The organism is Sphingobium sp. AntQ-1 (assembly GCF_028538045.1).
Classification (GTDB): domain Bacteria; phylum Pseudomonadota; class Alphaproteobacteria; order Sphingomonadales; family Sphingomonadaceae; genus Sphingobium; species Sphingobium cupriresistens.
On record NZ_CP117158.1, the window covers coordinates 3,508,810 to 3,525,971 of the forward strand.

General features: G+C 59.5%; 15 protein-coding genes and 1 pseudogene. 13 read left to right on the forward strand and 3 right to left on the reverse strand.

Features of this window, described 5'->3' with window-relative positions; translation table 11 throughout:
- Positions 1-136: 136 nt before the first annotated feature.
- From sphantq_RS17590 to sphantq_RS17615, 6 genes are read left to right on the forward strand one after another with little or no spacing between them, the layout of a single operon-like run.
- Positions 137-3,157 (forward strand): BPTD_3080 family restriction endonuclease, encoded by a 3,021-nt coding sequence (locus sphantq_RS17590; RefSeq protein ID WP_443021507.1) that lies wholly within the window; start codon positions 137-139, stop codon positions 3,155-3,157.
- On the forward strand, positions 3,154-4,053 hold the full coding sequence (locus tag sphantq_RS17595; protein WP_272799121.1) for a hypothetical protein: 900 nt from the start codon (positions 3,154-3,156) through the stop codon (positions 4,051-4,053). Before sphantq_RS17590 ends, sphantq_RS17595 begins: the two co-directional genes overlap by 4 nt.
- The gene (locus tag sphantq_RS17600) at positions 4,053-6,869 is read left to right on the forward strand and encodes a site-specific DNA-methyltransferase (protein ID WP_272799122.1); all 2,817 of its coding nucleotides are present in this window, start codon (positions 4,053-4,055) and stop codon (positions 6,867-6,869) included. The genes sphantq_RS17595 and sphantq_RS17600 overlap by 1 nt, the downstream gene beginning before the upstream one ends.
- Entirely contained in the window at positions 6,869-7,750 is an 882-nt protein-coding gene (locus sphantq_RS17605) for a hypothetical protein (RefSeq protein WP_272799123.1), read from the forward strand. The genes sphantq_RS17600 and sphantq_RS17605 overlap by 1 nt, the downstream gene beginning before the upstream one ends.
- A 1-nt stretch (position 7,751) precedes the next feature.
- The gene (locus tag sphantq_RS17610) at positions 7,752-9,023 is read left to right on the forward strand and encodes a UvrD-helicase domain-containing protein (protein WP_272799124.1); all 1,272 of its coding nucleotides are present in this window, start codon (positions 7,752-7,754) and stop codon (positions 9,021-9,023) included.
- The gene (locus sphantq_RS17615) at positions 8,951-9,793 is read left to right on the forward strand and encodes a 3'-5' exonuclease (RefSeq protein ID WP_272799125.1); all 843 of its coding nucleotides are present in this window, start codon (positions 8,951-8,953) and stop codon (positions 9,791-9,793) included. The genes sphantq_RS17610 and sphantq_RS17615 overlap by 73 nt, the downstream gene beginning before the upstream one ends.
- Here the strand turns inward: sphantq_RS17615 and sphantq_RS17620 are convergent.
- Complete coding sequence (locus sphantq_RS17620; RefSeq protein ID WP_272799126.1) at positions 9,786-10,136, reverse strand: hypothetical protein; 351 nt, start codon at positions 10,134-10,136, stop codon at positions 9,786-9,788. The genes sphantq_RS17615 and sphantq_RS17620 overlap by 8 nt on opposite strands.
- 31 nt (positions 10,137-10,167) lie before the next feature.
- On the opposite strand from sphantq_RS17620, the gene sphantq_RS17625 reads away from it, so the two are divergent.
- Entirely contained in the window at positions 10,168-10,713 is a 546-nt protein-coding gene (locus sphantq_RS17625) for a hypothetical protein (protein WP_272799127.1), read from the forward strand.
- Between the two features lie 152 nt (positions 10,714-10,865).
- Positions 10,866-11,006, forward strand: a complete 141-nt coding sequence (locus sphantq_RS17630; RefSeq protein ID WP_272799128.1) for a hypothetical protein — start codon at positions 10,866-10,868, stop codon at positions 11,004-11,006.
- A 288-nt stretch (positions 11,007-11,294) separates the two neighbouring features.
- Here the strand turns inward: sphantq_RS17630 and sphantq_RS17635 are convergent, their stop codons facing one another.
- Entirely contained in the window at positions 11,295-11,732 is a 438-nt protein-coding gene (locus sphantq_RS17635) for a hypothetical protein (protein ID WP_272799129.1), read from the reverse strand.
- Positions 11,733-11,797: 65 nt separating this feature from the next.
- Between sphantq_RS17635 and sphantq_RS17640 the strand changes: the two genes are divergently transcribed.
- The 5 genes and pseudogenes from sphantq_RS17640 to sphantq_RS17660 form a co-directional block, all read left to right on the forward strand.
- Positions 11,798-12,604 carry a hypothetical protein gene (locus sphantq_RS17640; RefSeq protein ID WP_272799130.1) on the forward strand — a complete coding sequence of 269 codons (807 nt, stop codon included), beginning with the start codon at positions 11,798-11,800 and terminating at the stop codon, positions 12,602-12,604.
- 89 nt (positions 12,605-12,693) lie between these two features.
- Complete coding sequence (locus sphantq_RS17645; protein ID WP_272799131.1) at positions 12,694-13,326, forward strand: hypothetical protein; 633 nt, start codon at positions 12,694-12,696, stop codon at positions 13,324-13,326.
- A 90-nt stretch (positions 13,327-13,416) separates the two neighbouring features.
- Positions 13,417-13,953 carry a hypothetical protein gene (locus sphantq_RS17650; protein ID WP_272799132.1) on the forward strand — a complete coding sequence of 179 codons (537 nt, stop codon included), beginning with the start codon at positions 13,417-13,419 and terminating at the stop codon, positions 13,951-13,953.
- An 86-nt stretch (positions 13,954-14,039) separates the two neighbouring features.
- Positions 14,040-14,762, forward strand: coding sequence for a MobA/MobL family protein (locus sphantq_RS17655; protein WP_272799133.1), 723 nt, complete (start codon positions 14,040-14,042; stop codon positions 14,760-14,762).
- A gap of 149 nt (positions 14,763-14,911) precedes the next feature.
- Positions 14,912-15,025 (forward strand): annotated as a pseudogene (locus tag sphantq_RS17660) (IS5/IS1182 family transposase); the annotation flags it as partial.
- A gap of 52 nt (positions 15,026-15,077) precedes the next feature.
- Here the strand turns inward: sphantq_RS17660 and sphantq_RS17665 are convergent.
- Positions 15,078-17,132 (reverse strand): hypothetical protein, encoded by a 2,055-nt coding sequence (locus sphantq_RS17665; RefSeq protein WP_272799134.1) that lies wholly within the window; start codon positions 17,130-17,132, stop codon positions 15,078-15,080.
- Between the last annotated feature and the right edge of the window lie 30 nt (positions 17,133-17,162).

Genomic DNA, 17,162 nt, shown 5'->3' on the forward strand with positions numbered 1-17,162 from the left:
CTGCGCCGCAGCGCTGCAATTTTGCAGCCATTATAAATAGATTATCGACATCAAGTGCTTGACCCTGGCGGGGATGAAGAACCATTCATGAACGATCTGGGCGGGATAGAATCGGAAGGCGATGGGGTGAGGACGCATGAGTGAAGTATTTTTTCAGTCGCCTATCCTTAATTCGCCGTATGAAGAGCCAACCAAGCATTGGGAACTTGATCCCAATGGGCAACCCACCAGCGTCATTGTGTCGCGCCGTCGCCAGAGCGCGCTTGTCTCGCCGATCCCAAAGGCCAAGAAGGTCCGTGGAAAGGCTGTGCAAGCCGATCTGCTGGCGGATGAAACCGGGCAGGAATATAATCCGACCGAAGTAATCAACGGTATTCGTTCCGCCGTGGAGAGTTGGCGCACATTGCCTGAAAGCCAGTGGCAGGTGACGCCGACCACAGCCCGGCTGCTCCGTCATTGGCGGACCCATCCTTTCGCGAACCAGAGGCCATTCTTCTGCCAGGTAGAGGCGGTCGAAACGGTGATCTGGCTGACCGAAGTCGCGCCTCGTTCGTCATCGCAGGGGCGTCGTTTCTGGACCCATCTCGAAGCGGCCAACGCAGCATCGAATCCGGAATTGATGCGCATGGCGCTGAAACTGGCGACTGGCGCCGGGAAGACGACCGTTATGGCCATGCTGATCGCATGGCAGACCCTGAATGCTGTCCGGCACCCCAACGCCAAGCGTTTCACCAAAGGTTTTCTGGTCGTCGCGCCCGGCATCACGATCAAGGACCGCCTGCGCGTTCTCCAGCCGAATGACCCGGAAAGCTATTACAAAAGCCGGGAAATCGTACCTGAAGACATGCTGCTCGATCTCGGTCGAGCAAAGATCGTCATCACCAATTACCATGCCTTCAAGAAGAAGGATGAGGTGTCGCTCAACAAGGTCCTGCAGGCAGCGTTGCGCACGAAACCCAAGCCAGAGAGCGACGGTGCAATGATCCGCCGCGTGGCGGGGGAATTGATGGGCTTGACGAACATAGTCGTGCTGAATGATGAGGCCCACCACTGCTACCGGGAGCGGCCGCTGTCCGATGAGGAGCAGAAGGCGCTAAAGGGTGATGAACTGGCCGAAGCGAAGGAAGCAAATGAGGCTGCCCGCCTCTGGATTTCCGGCATCGAAGCGGTGAAGCGCGAACTGGGCGTGTCTATGGTTTATGACCTGTCGGCCACACCCTTTTTCCTGCGCGGCTCCGGCTACCGGGAAGGCTCGCTGTTCGGCTGGGTAATGTCGGACTTCAGTCTGATGGACGCGATCGAGTGCGGAATTGTGAAGCTGCCGCGTGTTCCGGTGATGGATAATGTGCCTGGCGGCGATACGCCCATGTTCCGCAATCTGTGGGATCATGTCGGCAAGCAATTGCCAAAAAAGAGCGGCGGAGCCAAAAATCTTGATCCGCAGAAGCTGCCTAACGAATTGCTGACCGCCATTGATGCGCTTTATGGGCATTATGTCACGACCCACGCGGCCTGGCGCGACGCTGGGATCGGGGTGGATCCCGTGTTTATCGTGGTTTGCAACAACATTGCCACATCGACACTCGTGACGCGTTATATTGCGGGTTACGAAATCGAAGATGCGGACGGCAATAAGTCCCTCATCGCCGGCAAGTGCCCGCTATTTCGTAACTTCGATCCTGACGGTGTTGCTATCCCGCGCATGCGCACCCTGCAGATCGACAGTCAACAGGTGGATTCGGGCGAGTCAATCAGCGCAGATTTCCGGGCAGCCGCGGCACCGGAAATCGCCCGGTTCAAGGACGAACTGATCCAGCGGACCGGTGATCGCGTCGCCGCTGAAAAGGTCGACGATGCCACCATCCTGCGCGAGGTGATGAACACCGTCGGCCGCAAGGGTCAACTTGGCGAAGGCATTCGCTGCGTCGTTTCCGTGTCCATGCTCACCGAAGGCTGGGACGCGAATACCGTCACCCATGTTTTGGGCATCCGTGCCTTCGGTACGCAATTGCTGTGCGAGCAAGTCATCGGCCGCGCGCTGCGCCGCCAGTCCTACAAATTGCTGGAGGAAGGCCCGGACGCGGGTAAGTTCAAGGTCGAATATGCCGACGTCTTGGGCATTCCGTTTGACTTCACCGCGCAGCCGGTCATTTCGAAGCCGTCACCCCCTGACAATATGGAGCGCGTGCACGCGATCAGTCCGGCGCGCGACATGTCGGAAATCCGATATCCGCGGGTAGAGGGCTATCGCACCGAACTGCCGAGCGAGCGACTGACCGCATCATTCTCCGACGACTCGACGCTGCAACTGACGCCGGATCTGGTGGGGGCCACAGAAACGGTCAATTCTGGCATCATCGGTGAGTCGGCTGACTTGAAGATCGAGCATCTGGCCGACACCAGAGCCGCCACGATCCATCTGAAGCTTGCGGAATGGATCGTAAAGCGCCGCATGACCAACGCCGGGGATCGGCCCAATGTCGGCCTTATCATTCAGGCGAAATCGATCGTCCGTGCGTGGATGGCGGACCATCTGGTGCTGGCTGGCGGCACCCAGCCAGCCCAATTGCTCTATTACAATATCGCCGATCGTGTTGCCGATCGCATTATGAATGCCATTACGCGCGGGCACGAAGGCGGCGGCCGCGTTATCGCCATGCTTGATCCCTATAATCGGGAGGGCAGCAGCCGAAACGTCAGCTTCATGACCAGCAAGGACCGGTACGAAACGAGCGACCGATGCCATATCAACTATGCTGTCATCGACAGCGACTGGGAGGCGGAATTCTGCCGCGTCGCAGACAAGCATCCGCGCGTGCTGGCCTGGGTGAAGAATCACAACCTAGGCTTTGAAGTGCCCTATAGCGCCGGGGGCGAAGCGCGGCGCTACCGCCCGGATTTCATCCTGCGGATCGATGACGGCCACGGCGATGAAAGCCCGCTCAACCTGGTGGTCGAGATCAAGGGCGCTCGCGACGAGGACGACAAGGACAAGGCAGAAACCATGCGCACGCTCTGGGTGCCGGGCGTGAACGCGCTGGGCGAGCATGGCCGCTGGGGCTTCGCGGAATTCACCGACGTGTGGACCATCGCTACCGAGTTTGCGGCGAAGGTCGAGGCATGGCTGGACGGTGTGGGTGAGGGAGAGCCGTCGTGAAGCAAACCAACGAAAACCTGTCAGCGGATACTGCGACGAAGGCGCTAATGCGGTGGCTCGTTGCAGCGGCGCTGGACAATTCCTTTCTGACATATGGCGAGGCAAAGCTGCGGCTTGAGCAGGAAGTCGGTTTCGAGCGGATCGCGCGAGCAGGGCGGACCGGTCTGGTCGCCGGCACGATGATCGACAATCTCATCCGCGTTGATCCCAAGGCTCCGCTCTTGAACGTGCTTCTGGTGGAGCAGGCGACGGAACTGCCGAGCGACGGCGCTGGCAGTTATCTGGCCAATCGCTTTCAGGAACCGCTCCTGCGCCTCGACAACGCGAAGAACATGTATCACAAACTGTGGCGACGCACTTTCGACAAGGCGGCGGGCGAAGTTTACGCAACGCCAGAGGCCGAGTGGCAAAGGCTATTCGAAGCGGCATACGGAGAACCACTGGCAGACCGTCAGATCGCTGACGATCGCAAGAGGCGTAAAGCGGGGACCGAGGAAGACGGTTTGCGCTACGGTCGCAGTGGTGAAGGACCGCACCATAAAGCGCTTCGGCTGTGGGTATGTGACAATCCCGCTTTCATCCGTCGACAGTTTGCCGGTGCCACAACGGAAACTGAGGTTGTCCTCGACTCTGCCGATCGTGTCGATGCGGTATTCAATCTCAAGAACGAGGTCATAGCGATCGAAGTCAAATCGCGGGACTCAAACCTGATCGACCTTCGCCGCGGCGTTTATCAGTGCATCAAATATCGTGCTGTCCTAGACGCGATGGACATCCGCCAGAGTGGCTCCGTTCGCGCCATGCTGGTCACGGAAATGCCGTTGCCCGGTGAAATCGCGACACTGCTCAAGACCCACGACATTGCCCATTATCAAGCCCCTATGGATCGAAACTAATGGCCAAGAAGCCGCTTACCGTTGAAACCCTGACCCATGACGAGGCGACGCGGCGCAATGCGCCGACGGCGGAGCTGGAGGCGTTCGTGTCGCCGGAGGTGAAGACGCCGATCCGCGCGGCCTATGAGCGGCGCAACCCGGACTTGGACCCGCAGCTCGTGTGGCGCGGCAAGGATATGGCGGACTGGTCCGACCTGATCGTCGAGGCGCCGCCGCTCTACATCCAGGAGAAGATCCACCCCAAGGCGCTGGTCGAGGACCTGAAACGCGCCAGCCAGCGGCGCGCCGAGCCGGAGGCGGCGCCGGACCTGTTCGCCGATTTCAACGGGATCGAGCCGGACCAGCGCACCGAATTCTACGCGCATGACCAGCATTGGTCGAACCGCATGATCCTGGGCGACGGCCTCAAGGTGATGGCGAGCCTGGCCGAGCGTGAGGGGCTCAAGGGGCAGGTGCAGTGCATCTATATCGACCCGCCCTATGGCATCAAATTCAACTCCAACTTCCAGTGGAGCACCACCAGCCGCGACGTGAAGGACGGCAAGGCCGATCATTTCAGCCGCGAGCCCGAACAGGTGAAGGCGTTCCGCGACACCTGGGCGGACGGCATCCACTCCTACCTCACCTACCTGCGAGACCGGCTGACGGTGGCGCGCGACCTGCTGACCGAGAGCGGATCGGTGTTCGTGCAGATCGGCGATGAAAATGTGCATCGCGTGCGTGCGCTTATGGATGAGGTGTTTGGTCCGGATAATTTCTTCCGGACAATCACCATTCGGAAAACCGCGGGAGACACTGCGGCGGTTTTGAAACCGCAAGCGGATTACATCCTCTGGGCAGTTAAAGACATTTCAAAGATGAAGGGGCGAAACCTCTTCCTCGACAAAGACGTTGGTGCGGGGGCCGGACTACAATACGACCGAGCGCTGTCGATAGTAGATCGAAGCACCCGACGACTCTCCGCTACAGAACTTGCGGATATTGGAAAGTTGCAGTCAACCCATATTCCATACCGGACTGCGGACCTCCGGCGACAGGGGTTTAGTCGAACCGCAACGATAGATTTCGAGTTTGAGGGCAAGTTCAGGCATCCAGGATCGACGCGACAATGGAAAACGCCCGAAGCAGGGTTAAATCGCCTTTTGAAGAGCGACCGGCTCGAACTTGTCGGGAACACACTCGAATATCGTCGGCTGCATGAAGATTGGCCGGTCACCGAACTCACAAACATTTGGATGGATGCTGGTGGCAGCGGATTTGGCGATCCGCGTATTTATGTGGTTCAGACAATTACTCGTGTCATCGAACGCTGCATCCTGATGACCACCGATCCCGGTGACCTCGTCCTTGATCCCACCTGCGGGTCGGGAACCACCGCCTATGTCGCCGAGCAATGGGGCCGCCGCTGGATCACGATGGACACCAGCCGCGTCGCGCTGGCGCTCGCCCGCGCGCGGATCATGGGCGCGCGCTATCCCTGGTATCTGCTCGCCGACAGCCGCGAGGGTCAGGTGAAGGAGGGCGAGGTGACGCGCCAAGTCCCTGCCGACACGCCCACCTATGGCCGCCTGCGCCAGGGCTTCATCTACAAGCGTGTGCCGCACATCACGCTCAAGTCGATCGCCAACAATGCCGAGATCGACACGATCTGGGAAAGCTATCAGGCGAAGCTGGAGCCGCTGCGCGATGCGATCAACACCGCGCTCGGCACCGCGTGGCAGGAATGGGAAATCCCGCGCGCGCTGACCGCACAGCAGTCCGCCGCGGCCCAGCCCCATGCTGCGTGGTGGCAGGCGCGCATCGCCCGCCAGAAGGAGATCGACGCGTCCATCGCCGCCAAGGCGGACACCGAATATCTCTATGACCAGCCCTATGAGGACAAGGGCCGCGTACGCGTCGCGGGGCCGTTCACGGTCGAGAGCCTGTCGCCCCACCGTGTCCCCGCCATGGACGTGGACGATAGCCTGTTCGACGAACTGGAAGCGGCCGAGGGCCGGCGTCAGCAGGGCGCGGCGGCGTCAGAAAGCGCCGACTTCGCCGAAATGGTGCTGGATAACCTCAAACGCTCCGGCGTGCAGCAGCGGGACAAGGTGGACCGGCTGGTCTTTTCTTCGCTCAAACCCTGGCCCGGCCGCTTCATCTGCGCCGAGGGCGCGGTGCGGCAGGCGTCGGAAGGCGAAAGCGACACGCTGGCCGACAGTCCCACCCGCCGCGCCGCGATCTTGGTCGGCCCGGAATATGGTACAGTCGCCCGCGCCGACCTGACCGCCGCTGCGCGCGAGGCGATGGAGGCGGGCTTCGATCTGCTGATCGCCGCCTCGTTCAACTTCGACGCCCATGCCTCCGAATTCGACCGCATGGGCGCGCTCACCGTGCTGCAGGCGCGGATCAACCCGGACCTGCACATGCCGGACCTCGCCAATACCGGCGCAGGCAACCTGTTCACCGTCTTCGGCGAGCCGGACATCCAGGTGCATGAGGAAGCTGACGGCTGCATCAGCATCGAGGTGGCTGGCATCGACATGTACAAGGGCGGCGAGATCGTCGGCAGCGACGCGGACGACATCGCCGTCTGGTTCATCGACACTGATTATAATTACGAAAGCTTCTTCGTCCGCCACGCCTATTTCCCCGGCGCGAACGATCCGTACAAGGCGCTCAAGACGACACTGAAGGCGGAGATCGACGCGGATGCGTGGGAAAGCCTGAAGCGGACACGTTCGCGCCCTTTCCCCAAGCCGACCAGTGGGCGGGTAGCGGTCAAGGTCATCAACCACCTTGGCGACGAGGTGATGAAGGTCGTGGGGATTAATTGATGGCTGACTTGGATATGAATGGCAGCGAACGAATTGTAGATGCGGTCCAGTCGCCGTCACAGCTACCATTGTCTCAAAGGCGCTATATTGCTGTGGTCAGTGATGACCAGTTTGACAAATCCAAAGATGAGGCACCTAACTGGAAATACGGTGGACTGGTCTGGGATGTAATTCCTCTAGTAATTCCCGGCGGGCCATTGGCGCGCGCTGGTAGCTCTCTGGTAATAAAATTGTTCCACCAATGGAATGAAAATAAGAAAATTAAAACAAAGAAAGCCGGAACGCTTATTCAGGCCATGCCGATGAGAGAAGCTGGAAACTTTTTATTTCTTGGTGGATGCCCAGAGGTTGGCAGAGCTTATGCAGCAAATCCACTTGATGATCGAACCTATTTTTCTGTCGAGACGTATAACGATGACATGGTTGATCATAAGCTCAGCGAACTAGAAAGGATTTTAAATTCACTTGGTGCGAGGCAGTACGAGATCGTCTTTCAGACCGATGAGAATGTTCACGGCAAGATAAGCGGTGGTGCCGAGCGACGAGCCTTCTTCAAAAAGGGCGAGAAGGCTCAAATGGAGGCTGAACTGCATCGGGCTCGGGCAAAGCGCTTTGAGCGGAGTGGGACGTCGCATGGACGAGACCCGGTTCTCGCTCCGAATTTGGTGTGGCTTGAAAGAGAGGCATCTTGGAGAGCTCTTGTAGAGAGTCGGCTTGAATATGGCCGAAAGGACTTTCACCTTCGAGTGGACCTTGATCGAGATATGAAGTTGTCCTCCCAAGCAAGCGCTGATTTCAAGGTAATTGGTTTGAACGTCGGAGCAGAATTTGAGAAGAAAACGAATTTTACGCTTACGGTAAAGGGGACTTTTGCGGAATAGTATGGTTTTACTCTACGCCTCGACCTTTACCAAAGCGCTCGATCGCCTGACTGTCGCCGAGCAGAAGCAGGTGAAGATCACTGCTTTTGATCTTGCGCAGGACGAGAGCGGTAATGGCCTGTCGCTTCACCGTGTCGAGGCGGCACCTGGTTTCTGGACTGCCCGTGTCAGTCAGGACATCCGGATCGTCCTGCATAAGGATGGCGGTTATACCCTGTTGGCATGGGTCGGGCATCACGATGATGCCTATCGCTGGGCGGAGCGGCGCCGACTGGTGCCGCATGAACGCACCGGCGCGATGCAATTGGTCGAAATCGTCGAGCGAACCGAAGAGCGTCTCGTTTACACCGAGACGGTTGAAGACGCTGCGCCCGCGCCGGTCGCGGTCCATCGCCCCTTCGCTCAGCTTTCCGATGACGACCTGCTGAACGTCGGCGTGCCGCGCGACTGGCTGGACGCTGTTCGGTCGGCCGACGAAGCCAGCGTCGATGGTCTTTTTACGTCTCTCCCTGACGAAGCGGCCGAGGCACTGCTGGACTTTGCAACCGGCGGGCGCCTTCAGGATCATGTCGCGCTTCAGGCCGGTCCGGGAGCCGACCCGTTCGCGCATCCGGATGCGCAACGGCGATTCCGCGCGGTCGATGGGGTTGAGGAGCTCAAGGCGGCGCTGGACGCGCCCTTCGCACAATGGGCGGTGTTCCTGCATCCCGCGCAACGCGCGCCAGTGACGCGCGACTGGAAGGGACCGGCGCGCGTGTCGGGATCGGCTGGCACAGGCAAGACTATCGTCGCCCTGCACCGCGCCGTGCATCTCGCCGGCCGGGCGGGCGCGCAGGTGCTGCTCACCACCTTCTCGAAGCCGCTCGCCGCCAGTCTTGCGACCAAGGCCGCACTAATTACCCAGGCCTTGCCGGACACGCGCACCCGGCTCACCGTACGCGCCATCGATCAGGCCGCATATGAGCTTTACGCAAGCGCCTTGGGCCGCCAAACTTGGCAACAGCATCGCAGGTGCGAGCAGCGATTAAAGCCGCGACCGAGGGTGGCCTTGGCGCCGGGCACAGCCCCGCCTTTCTCTACGAAGAATGGGATGAACTGGTCGATGCCTGGGGTCTCCACGATGCCGAGGCGTATGCCGCCGTGCCACGCATCGGCCGCAGGACGCGGCTCGGGCCCAAACAGCGGGAGAGCGCGTGGGCCGTGTTCGCTTTCGTCCGCGAACGATTGGCAGCGCGCGGTGTCGTCACGACTGCCGACATCTATGGTCGCCTGACCGGGTGGGTCGAGGATGGCGGGCGTCTCCCCTTCACCCATGTGGTCGTGGATGAAGCGCAGGATTTGTCGGTGGCGCAGGCACGTTTCCTGGCTGCGGTGGGTGGCGCGGGTACGGCGGACGCGCTGTTTTTCACTGGCGACCTTGGCCAGCGCATTTTCCACCTGCCATTCTCCTGGGTGAAGCTCGGTTTGGATGTGCGCGGTCGGGCGCAGGTGCTGAAGGTCTGCTATCGGACATCGCATCAAATCCGCCGCGCCGCCGACCGGCTACTGGCCGGCGAGATCGCCGATCAGGACGGGATCGAGGAATGTCGGCGCGGCACCGTATCCGTATTCGACGGGCCTGATCCGGTCATGGCGCTGTTCGAAGATGCCAAAGCGGAAGCGGTGGCGGTCGAAGCTTGGGTGCGTGATAGATTAGATGAAGGAATGCCTCCATCTGAATTGGCCGTGTTGGTGCGGGGTGCGCAGCAGTTGGACCGCGGTCGCGCGGCCGTTAACTTCGACGGCGCAAACGTTGCGGTCATGACGATGCATGATGCTAAAGGCCTTGAATTTCGGGCTGTAGCAGTCATGGCTCTGGATGAGGATGTTCTTCCTGATCCGGACCGGCTTCAAGATATAGGCGACATGGCTGACCTTGAGGCGATCCAGGACGCGGAACGGCATTTGCTGTACGTGGCTGCGACACGAGCAAGAGACCGGTTGATGCTGTCCGGTGTAATCCCAGGGTCGGAATTTTTAGATGACGTCCTTATTTCTAATTGAAACGCGGGAATGGGACATCGAACCCTTCTTCCCGCAACTTCTGGCGAAGTATCACTTCGCTTTCCAATTTTGATGACAGCGAAATTTCTTCACCTTCAATGAATTTGTTCAACTTAACGAGGTCGTAGCTGGACGTGATCGCTGCCTCAATGTCCCGATAGTATAGTAAATGACCCGCCTTTCCCTGCATCTCATCAAAAGCATTGTCTAGGATCATATGAGAATGCGGGCCTTCGGACAAACCAAGCGCTTCCCAGATCTTATCGACCCGTTTTGCGACTATTTCTTTCGCAATTGGAAGGTAGAGGCTTGTTTGGCCTTGACGGTCGGCGACTGTGACCAATTGCCCGCTGGCATCTGATACGGGCGCAGGCGTGGCGACGGGCGCAGGCGTGGCGACGGGCGCAGGCGTGGCGACGGGCGCAGGCGTGGCGACGGGCGCAGGCGTGGCGACGGGCGCAGGCGTGGCGACGGGCGCAGGCGTGGCGACGGGCGCAGGCGTGGCGACGGGCGCAGGCGTGGCGACGGGCGCAGGCGTGGCGACGGGCGCAGGCGTGGCGACGGGCGCAGGCGTGGCGACGGGCGCAGGCGTGGCGACGGGCGCAGGCGTGGCGACGGGCGCAGGCGTGGCGACGGGCGCAGGCGTGGCGACGGGCGCAGGCGTGGCGACGGGCGCAGGCGTGGCGACGGGCGCAGGCGTGGCGACGGGCGCAGGCGTGGCGACGGGCGCAGGCGTGGCGACGGGTGCAGGCGTGGCGACGGGCGCAAATCGGAGCCAGGACGCAAGGTGTCTTGTCTTCTTGAACCGCCAATATCGGGTTGAACCTGGTTCCGGTCGCTCCGGTGGCGGCGCGCCCAAAGTCGACCTCCGGGACGGTCGGCGACCGGGTTCGAATTTTTCCATCGTCCTGCCGGAATAGACGGCAAACGCGTCGGTCCAAGGGTTTTCAAGATCGTCGCATGTTGGATCCTGAGCCTTCCAGCGTATCAAGTCCGCAATAATGGCTACCTCATCTTCGTTGACCTTATGCATCATCGAATGGCCGACGCCGAAATATAGCAGCCGGTCGATATGCCTGACGAATTCATCGTGAATGCCATCTTCGTCTTGGCCCGTGATCACTGGACGCTCCCGCTGGCGCAGACGGGTTTCCTTCAGCGCTGCGATTTTGTCCTTCTGGCGCGCGAGCGCCAACAACTTTATCATTGCTGATCGGATGGTGTCGGCGCCATTTTTCTCCATGTTCCAATAGGTCTGTTCAAGCATGTCGATCTGCTGGTCGATCGGCGTTGCGGATTTCGTAGGATTACTCAACTGCCTGCGCCTGGTCAGGCCGACATCGTCATTGTCCGTCATCAACGCCGTTTCGGTCCGCCACTTCTCGATGTCAGCCTCTTCGGCTTCAAGATATGCAGCGGCTAGTTTAAGCAGTTCATCCAGCATAAGGCCTCACCATAAAATGATGTACCCAGGTCTTTGTAGGATGGTCGCTGCCCCGCGTTAAGCGAACTCGTTCAATCGATTTCGCACGGTGCTGTTGATGCCGTCGTCCAAGACGGCGAAAAATTTTTCCTTAGATGATGGAAAAGGGTGCCGATGACCTTCGGCGACGGACCCGAGAGAAATAGGCGCAATACCGTTAATATGAAGCATAGCTTTCATATTAACTTGCGGAATTCCGCCTGCGCGAAATTCATGTGCCTCCGCTTTTCCTTCACGGAATTGCTTCGGTTGCCGTTCAACGGTGATTTTTGGGCGGCTCGCATCAGCGAGCCTTGGGCCTTGCCATCCTACGGAGGCGCTAATTTCGTTGCGACGCACAGACCTCCGACTTGGTCGCGTTAACTGCACGCTGTCGTAATTGACCGGACGATTTTGTGACTTTGCACCAATTGCAGAGGCATTCGATGACCGGATACGGGTGGGGAAAATTGGCATGACGCCGCCTCAGCGGCTCCGGTTCGTGACCGCCAGCCGGCGGCGCGTCCCCATGGAGAAAATTTATGCGGTGGCAAAAACAGCCAGTCCATTATCCTTATGAACATGTCGTATGCTATGATCTTGAAACCATCACGGACCAGGAAATGCAGGATGGAAGCTTCCCACCGTGGCCACGGCACCGACCAGTGGCAGGCTCGTTCCTGACCGCCGAATGGTCGCCAGTGGGCTACAGATTCAAGCTCGACACGCTGTTGTGCCGCGAAGGGCGTGAGGCTGAATTCTATCGCAAGGTTGATAGTCTGCTACCCCCTGGCGGTATGGGCGTCTCACTGAACGGCCGTAATTTCGATAATGCCGTCCTGCGCCTTCAGGCGCAACGTAACGGCCTATTTGACCTGCGCAACATTGCCCGTCAGGCCGAGTCCAGTCGCTTCGATGTCGCTCATCTCGATCTGCTGGACGTGTTTGGCGCCCGCCCGGGCACGTCTCTGGCTGAACTGTGTCGAGCGCTCAGTATACCAGTGAAGACGTCCGTTACTGGTGGCGATGTCGCCGACTTATGGAGGTCGGGGAATGTGGCAGCGGTCAAGGCCTATGTGCAGGAGGACGTCATCGCGACGTACATTTTGCATCTGCATGCTGCCGCTTGGCGCGAAGGACATGAGAGGCAACTGGTGTTGCCACTCGCTGATCTAGCTATCTGGCTGGAAGGCGAACCGGGGCTGCGACATTTGCTGTCCTTCGCAACATGCCGACCCGCGAGATGGGCGCGCTCCCGCGCACCTGCATTGCGAGCAGCGGCCGCCCTCGCTGAAGCCGAGTTGCGGCTGAAGCGCGAGCAGGACGAGGCGGCATTTTCCGCCCGCTAATCGCAAGTCCCACGAAAACCCATTTGCACGCGTGTCTCAGTTCGGTCGCTTCCGAACGCAAAGGCGTGTGCCTGAAGCAGGACATATCCATGACTGACAATAATGTTACCTTCGTATCTGTTGCCGCTGCCACCATCACAGTACCGCCGACCGTCAGTAGCGATGCGCCAGAGGTCTATCTCATCGGGGCTGGCTTACTGATCGCCACGCACGACGGCTCTCGCTGGCGATTTAGCGCCGAGACTGCCGCCGTCAGGGCTGGAGAGAAGGAGCAGAACCTGCTTCTTTGGCTCGCAGACCGACTGCCTTTAGCCACGACAGTGATTGGTTGGAACATTGATAAGCGCGTTGTTCCAACCCTGATCAATGCAGCAGCTCATGCAGACCCTGCGATCGCGCAGCATTTCATGCAGCGGCTCGCGCGAGCGCTCCGCAACAATGTCGTGGATCTATCGATAGATTGCAGCGTCGCCGCCGCGCCCGGTATGTCGGGAGAGGCCGCCACGGCGCGAAGCATGGCCCCGGATGTACTACTTAAGTCTTGGGGCGATGGACGGCTCGATGTCGTGCGTGATGGCTTGGCGGCCGAGGCGATTGGCACCTGGCTGGCGTTCGTCCGGCAGGAAAAGGCACCTGGCATGGTAGCAGAACAGGCGACACGAGATTGGATGCGTCGCCGGTGTAGCATTCAGTCGGTGAAGAGCGGGCCGGGCCAGGCCTGAGTACAAAGCGGTGAAATTGGGATCCGTGAGAGAGCGGAAAATTGAAAATCCCGGGCCAGTAGGCCGTCACCTCAAAGTTGGAGTATCTGAATGACACATCCCTATCTCGCACGTGGTCAAGCTTGGGCGTTGGCACTGCGGACACTAATGGGCTATCCACCCTACGAGCCCACGCGCCACACCATGTCCTTCTGCACTAGTGGCCCGCGCGACGTGGATGATATCCTGCATCTGACCCAGCTCGCGACAGAGATGCAAAAAGACATGCTGCATCTGACCTTTACTGAACTGGATGATCCGGAGCCGTGCATGGTATCGCTGGTCGTGCATCTTCCGCACTGTGTCGAATGGATGCCGGGATGTCAGTTGTACGCAGCCAGCGAGGGTGCGCCAGTCGATTTGTTGCAAGGTGGCAAGCGCTGGCGCATCGACGCGCGAAACCAGTTGGTCAGCGATAGGCTACCGCCGCGCCAAAAGCTTGCCCGGGGCCATTGGATCGCATGGAAACGTTGGCGCAAAATGGCTGAAGAAACGGATGGTCTCGCCTTGGCGGGCAACAGCTTCGTGCCGCAAGGGCAGCCCTTCGCTGCCGCCATTCCGGTCGAGGCGATCAGGGTGACCAACTAAATCGTCACATAAACCCCATCCGCGTCCGCATGGCGCTCTCCAACGCCGCCCCACGTGGGCGGCGTTGGCGTTTCTAGGAGACCAATATGTTTATCACCCAGGATCAACTCCGGCAGGCTCGTCGGGAAGTGGTCGTTCGTCCCCGGAGCATATCCCGGATCGAATGGCCGGATTTCAAGGTCAGGCCAATCAGCGAGGAATGGCAATACTGCGGGCGTGTGCCGGCCTATAAGTCCGCGGTTGCCAATGTTGCGTATATATGGCGCCACAGTGATCCCGTCGACAGGTTCGGCTCCATGCCCACCCGTTTCGCTGAGCGGCGATTCGAACTCAAGGGGTCGGGCCTGCTGCTGCCCGCCAGTGCACCAGTCTGGGCGGCAAGCGATCCCTATAAAATCTGGGCTGAGGCGGATGCCGTCACCGTCGCGACGGGCGATCCCACCGCCGTGGCGGCGTGGCACGTCCTAATGGAAATCCCGCTTGATGTTCGCCCTGAGAACTGGCGCTGGCTCTGCGAAGGTTTTCTACACAGCCAACTCGTTCAGCAAGGTGCAGCGGTCGCGTGGGCGATCCACTCCGTTGAAGGCGACGACGGGGATTGGATCATCAAACCCCATATGCACTCGATCGTGACTGCCCGTTATTGGCGCCATGACAAACGCCATGGACGCCGGCACCCAAACTGGATCGGTAGTTGGGCGCAGCAGAAACGGATGGAATTTGCTTGGCGGCGGCGCTGTTCGTCCATGCGCGACCTTTTGCGCGCGGGCTTCCTCGCGAACCGCTCTCGGCCATCGTTGACACAATAAGGCTTTCCCCCCTCGACATGCGAATGAACCCGATGTCGAGGGGCTGCCACAGTGTGCCAGAATTCAAATTATGTTCCTGCAGGACTTGCAAATGGACTGTCTTTGCAATCCAATTATCGGCTTGGGTCAGGCGTCAGGCTCGCTCAATGGCCAACCGCAATTGTGGCCTGGCTAAAGACTTCGAGCGGACTATCAAATCCGCTACCGCGCTTCTCTACGCCGCCGCTGCCATCGTCCTCATCAGGCGTATCGCTCGTTACGCATCAGATTCAAGACAGGCTCTCAGGCAAGCATCTCGCATGTCTGACGTCGACATCATAACGATCGACGAGTGTGCCCCGCATCGCTGCGTTCCTTACGTTCGCGCGAAGATCCCACCCGCGACCGTTTCTCCAAAGGGAGCAAGCGGATGGGAGCGTTAGCAACATTAGCAGTGATGACTGGAATATATCTCTCGATGAAGATCAGGCGTTCGGCCAAGACGACGTCAAGGCCCTCTGTCTGTATGCGCTTGCTATAATGTTTGCCGTTTGTGCCCTGACGGGCGTGTCCCATGACATCCGCACGAATGTTTTCGTTCACTCCGTCAATCTCGTAGAAGCTCGATCCCAGCGCCCGGATGGAGTGAATGTCGGGCCCCTTGCCCCTTTCGCTAATCGGGAGAGGCAGCCGGTCCTCGATATAGTCCACCATATGTTGCCAGGCGCGTTCGTAGAAAAACGCCCCGCCGCGCTTTTCAGCGGCGACTGGATAGAGCTCCGGAAACAGAGCCACATGACCTTCTTTTCTGATGGCTTCGACATAATCGAAGAACCCCAGCCGTATCAGTTCTGGATGGACAGGCAGATGTCGACGGCGTGCCGCGCGTTTTTCACCGGCCTTCTCCCCATCACGTCCACGGGTTAAGTTGTCGCGGATTTCGATATAAGGCGTCTGATGATCAACGGTGAGGTCGGCGAGTTCCAGACCGCAAATCTCTTCGCGACAGGCGCTGGTATAATACCATATCAACGGCGCAAAATAGGCAGCGTCATGCCAAACATGATCGACAGGTCCATCCGGCTTAAGGCGTCGAAGGGCTCCCCCACCGCCGAGATACAGGGGTGACTGGAAAAGAATTTCCATATGTGGCCGTGTCCAGGCAGGCCGCAGGTCGGCGCTGTTCTCCGCTTTGATCGCAATGCGTACCCCGCTGAAATCCATGATCTGCGCGCCGGGGACCTTTGGCCTCCAGGCGGTCTTGCCCAAATGCTTACTGACAGTTGCCATGAAGGACAGATCACGATTCACTGTCTTATTGCTGCGGCGATCGCCGGGGGCGAGTGCAGGCAGTTCGGCAACCACATCTTCGAATGGGCGCGACATCGCGCCTTCTGTCAGGCTCCCGAAGCGAAATGACGTCGGCATTTTCTGGATACCCTGCTTAAACCTAGGCGCATCCATATGATTGTAGCTGCCCAATGGGCGGTTGCCGGTGATCCAGGCGAACGTCTCCATGATCCGTCGCTGTTGATGGGTTTGTCCCTTCCAGACACCGTCAGCCTTCAGCTCTGCGATGACATCGTCGATGACATCACCGAACCGCCTGTCGTCATATATCATGAAGAGGCATTCCGACTGGGCAGTGGGCGATACCGGAGCAACGGCGGCCGGAATATTTGCCGCCGGGTTGGTTCGGCCAAGCAGTGCCTTGACCTCCGGCGTCGGCTCGCCAAGGTCGGCGATGAGCGCGCGGATCGGGTCAGGGGCGTCCATGGTCGCATCGTCGAACACTGCGGCGACACGGGAACAGGCAACAGCGCCAGCACGGATGATGTGCCCGCGGGCGGCGGCGATATTCTGAGAGTGCGTCGGCGCACCAATGGCGGCGAGGCGACGAGCGATGCTTTCATCGTCGAGCATGTCGCGGATTTGCGCCATATATTCTTCAATCGAGCTAATGGCGTTTTCCATGCCCAGCGCATGGAGCCTCGCCCGGTCCCCATCGGTCATGCCGTTATGCCGATTGGGAAGGCGCAGTATGCGATAGGCTTCGGCTTCCTCCGCTGCCACATCGGGAACGGAGGACGACCAACTGGCGTCCTCATAGGCGCTGTTCACGTAGAAATTAAGTTCCTCTTCCAGCTTCTGGCGGAACAAGGCTTCAATTTCCGGGCCCGTCAGGGACCTCCCGCCTTCCAGCATTGCGTCAACTTCCCCCTTCACCAGAACGAAGCGCGCAGAGAGCAGCGCGGCGCGCTTGCGGGCCACCTTCGGATCGGCGGTCTGCAGCGCGATGGGTAGGGGCTTGGAGATAATATTTCGGAAATGAACGCGGCGCCGAAAAACATACCGGCCATGGATGCGGGCGGTAAACGGGGTGCGGCACATGGGTATTCACCTTTCCGCGTGTGTCACCGT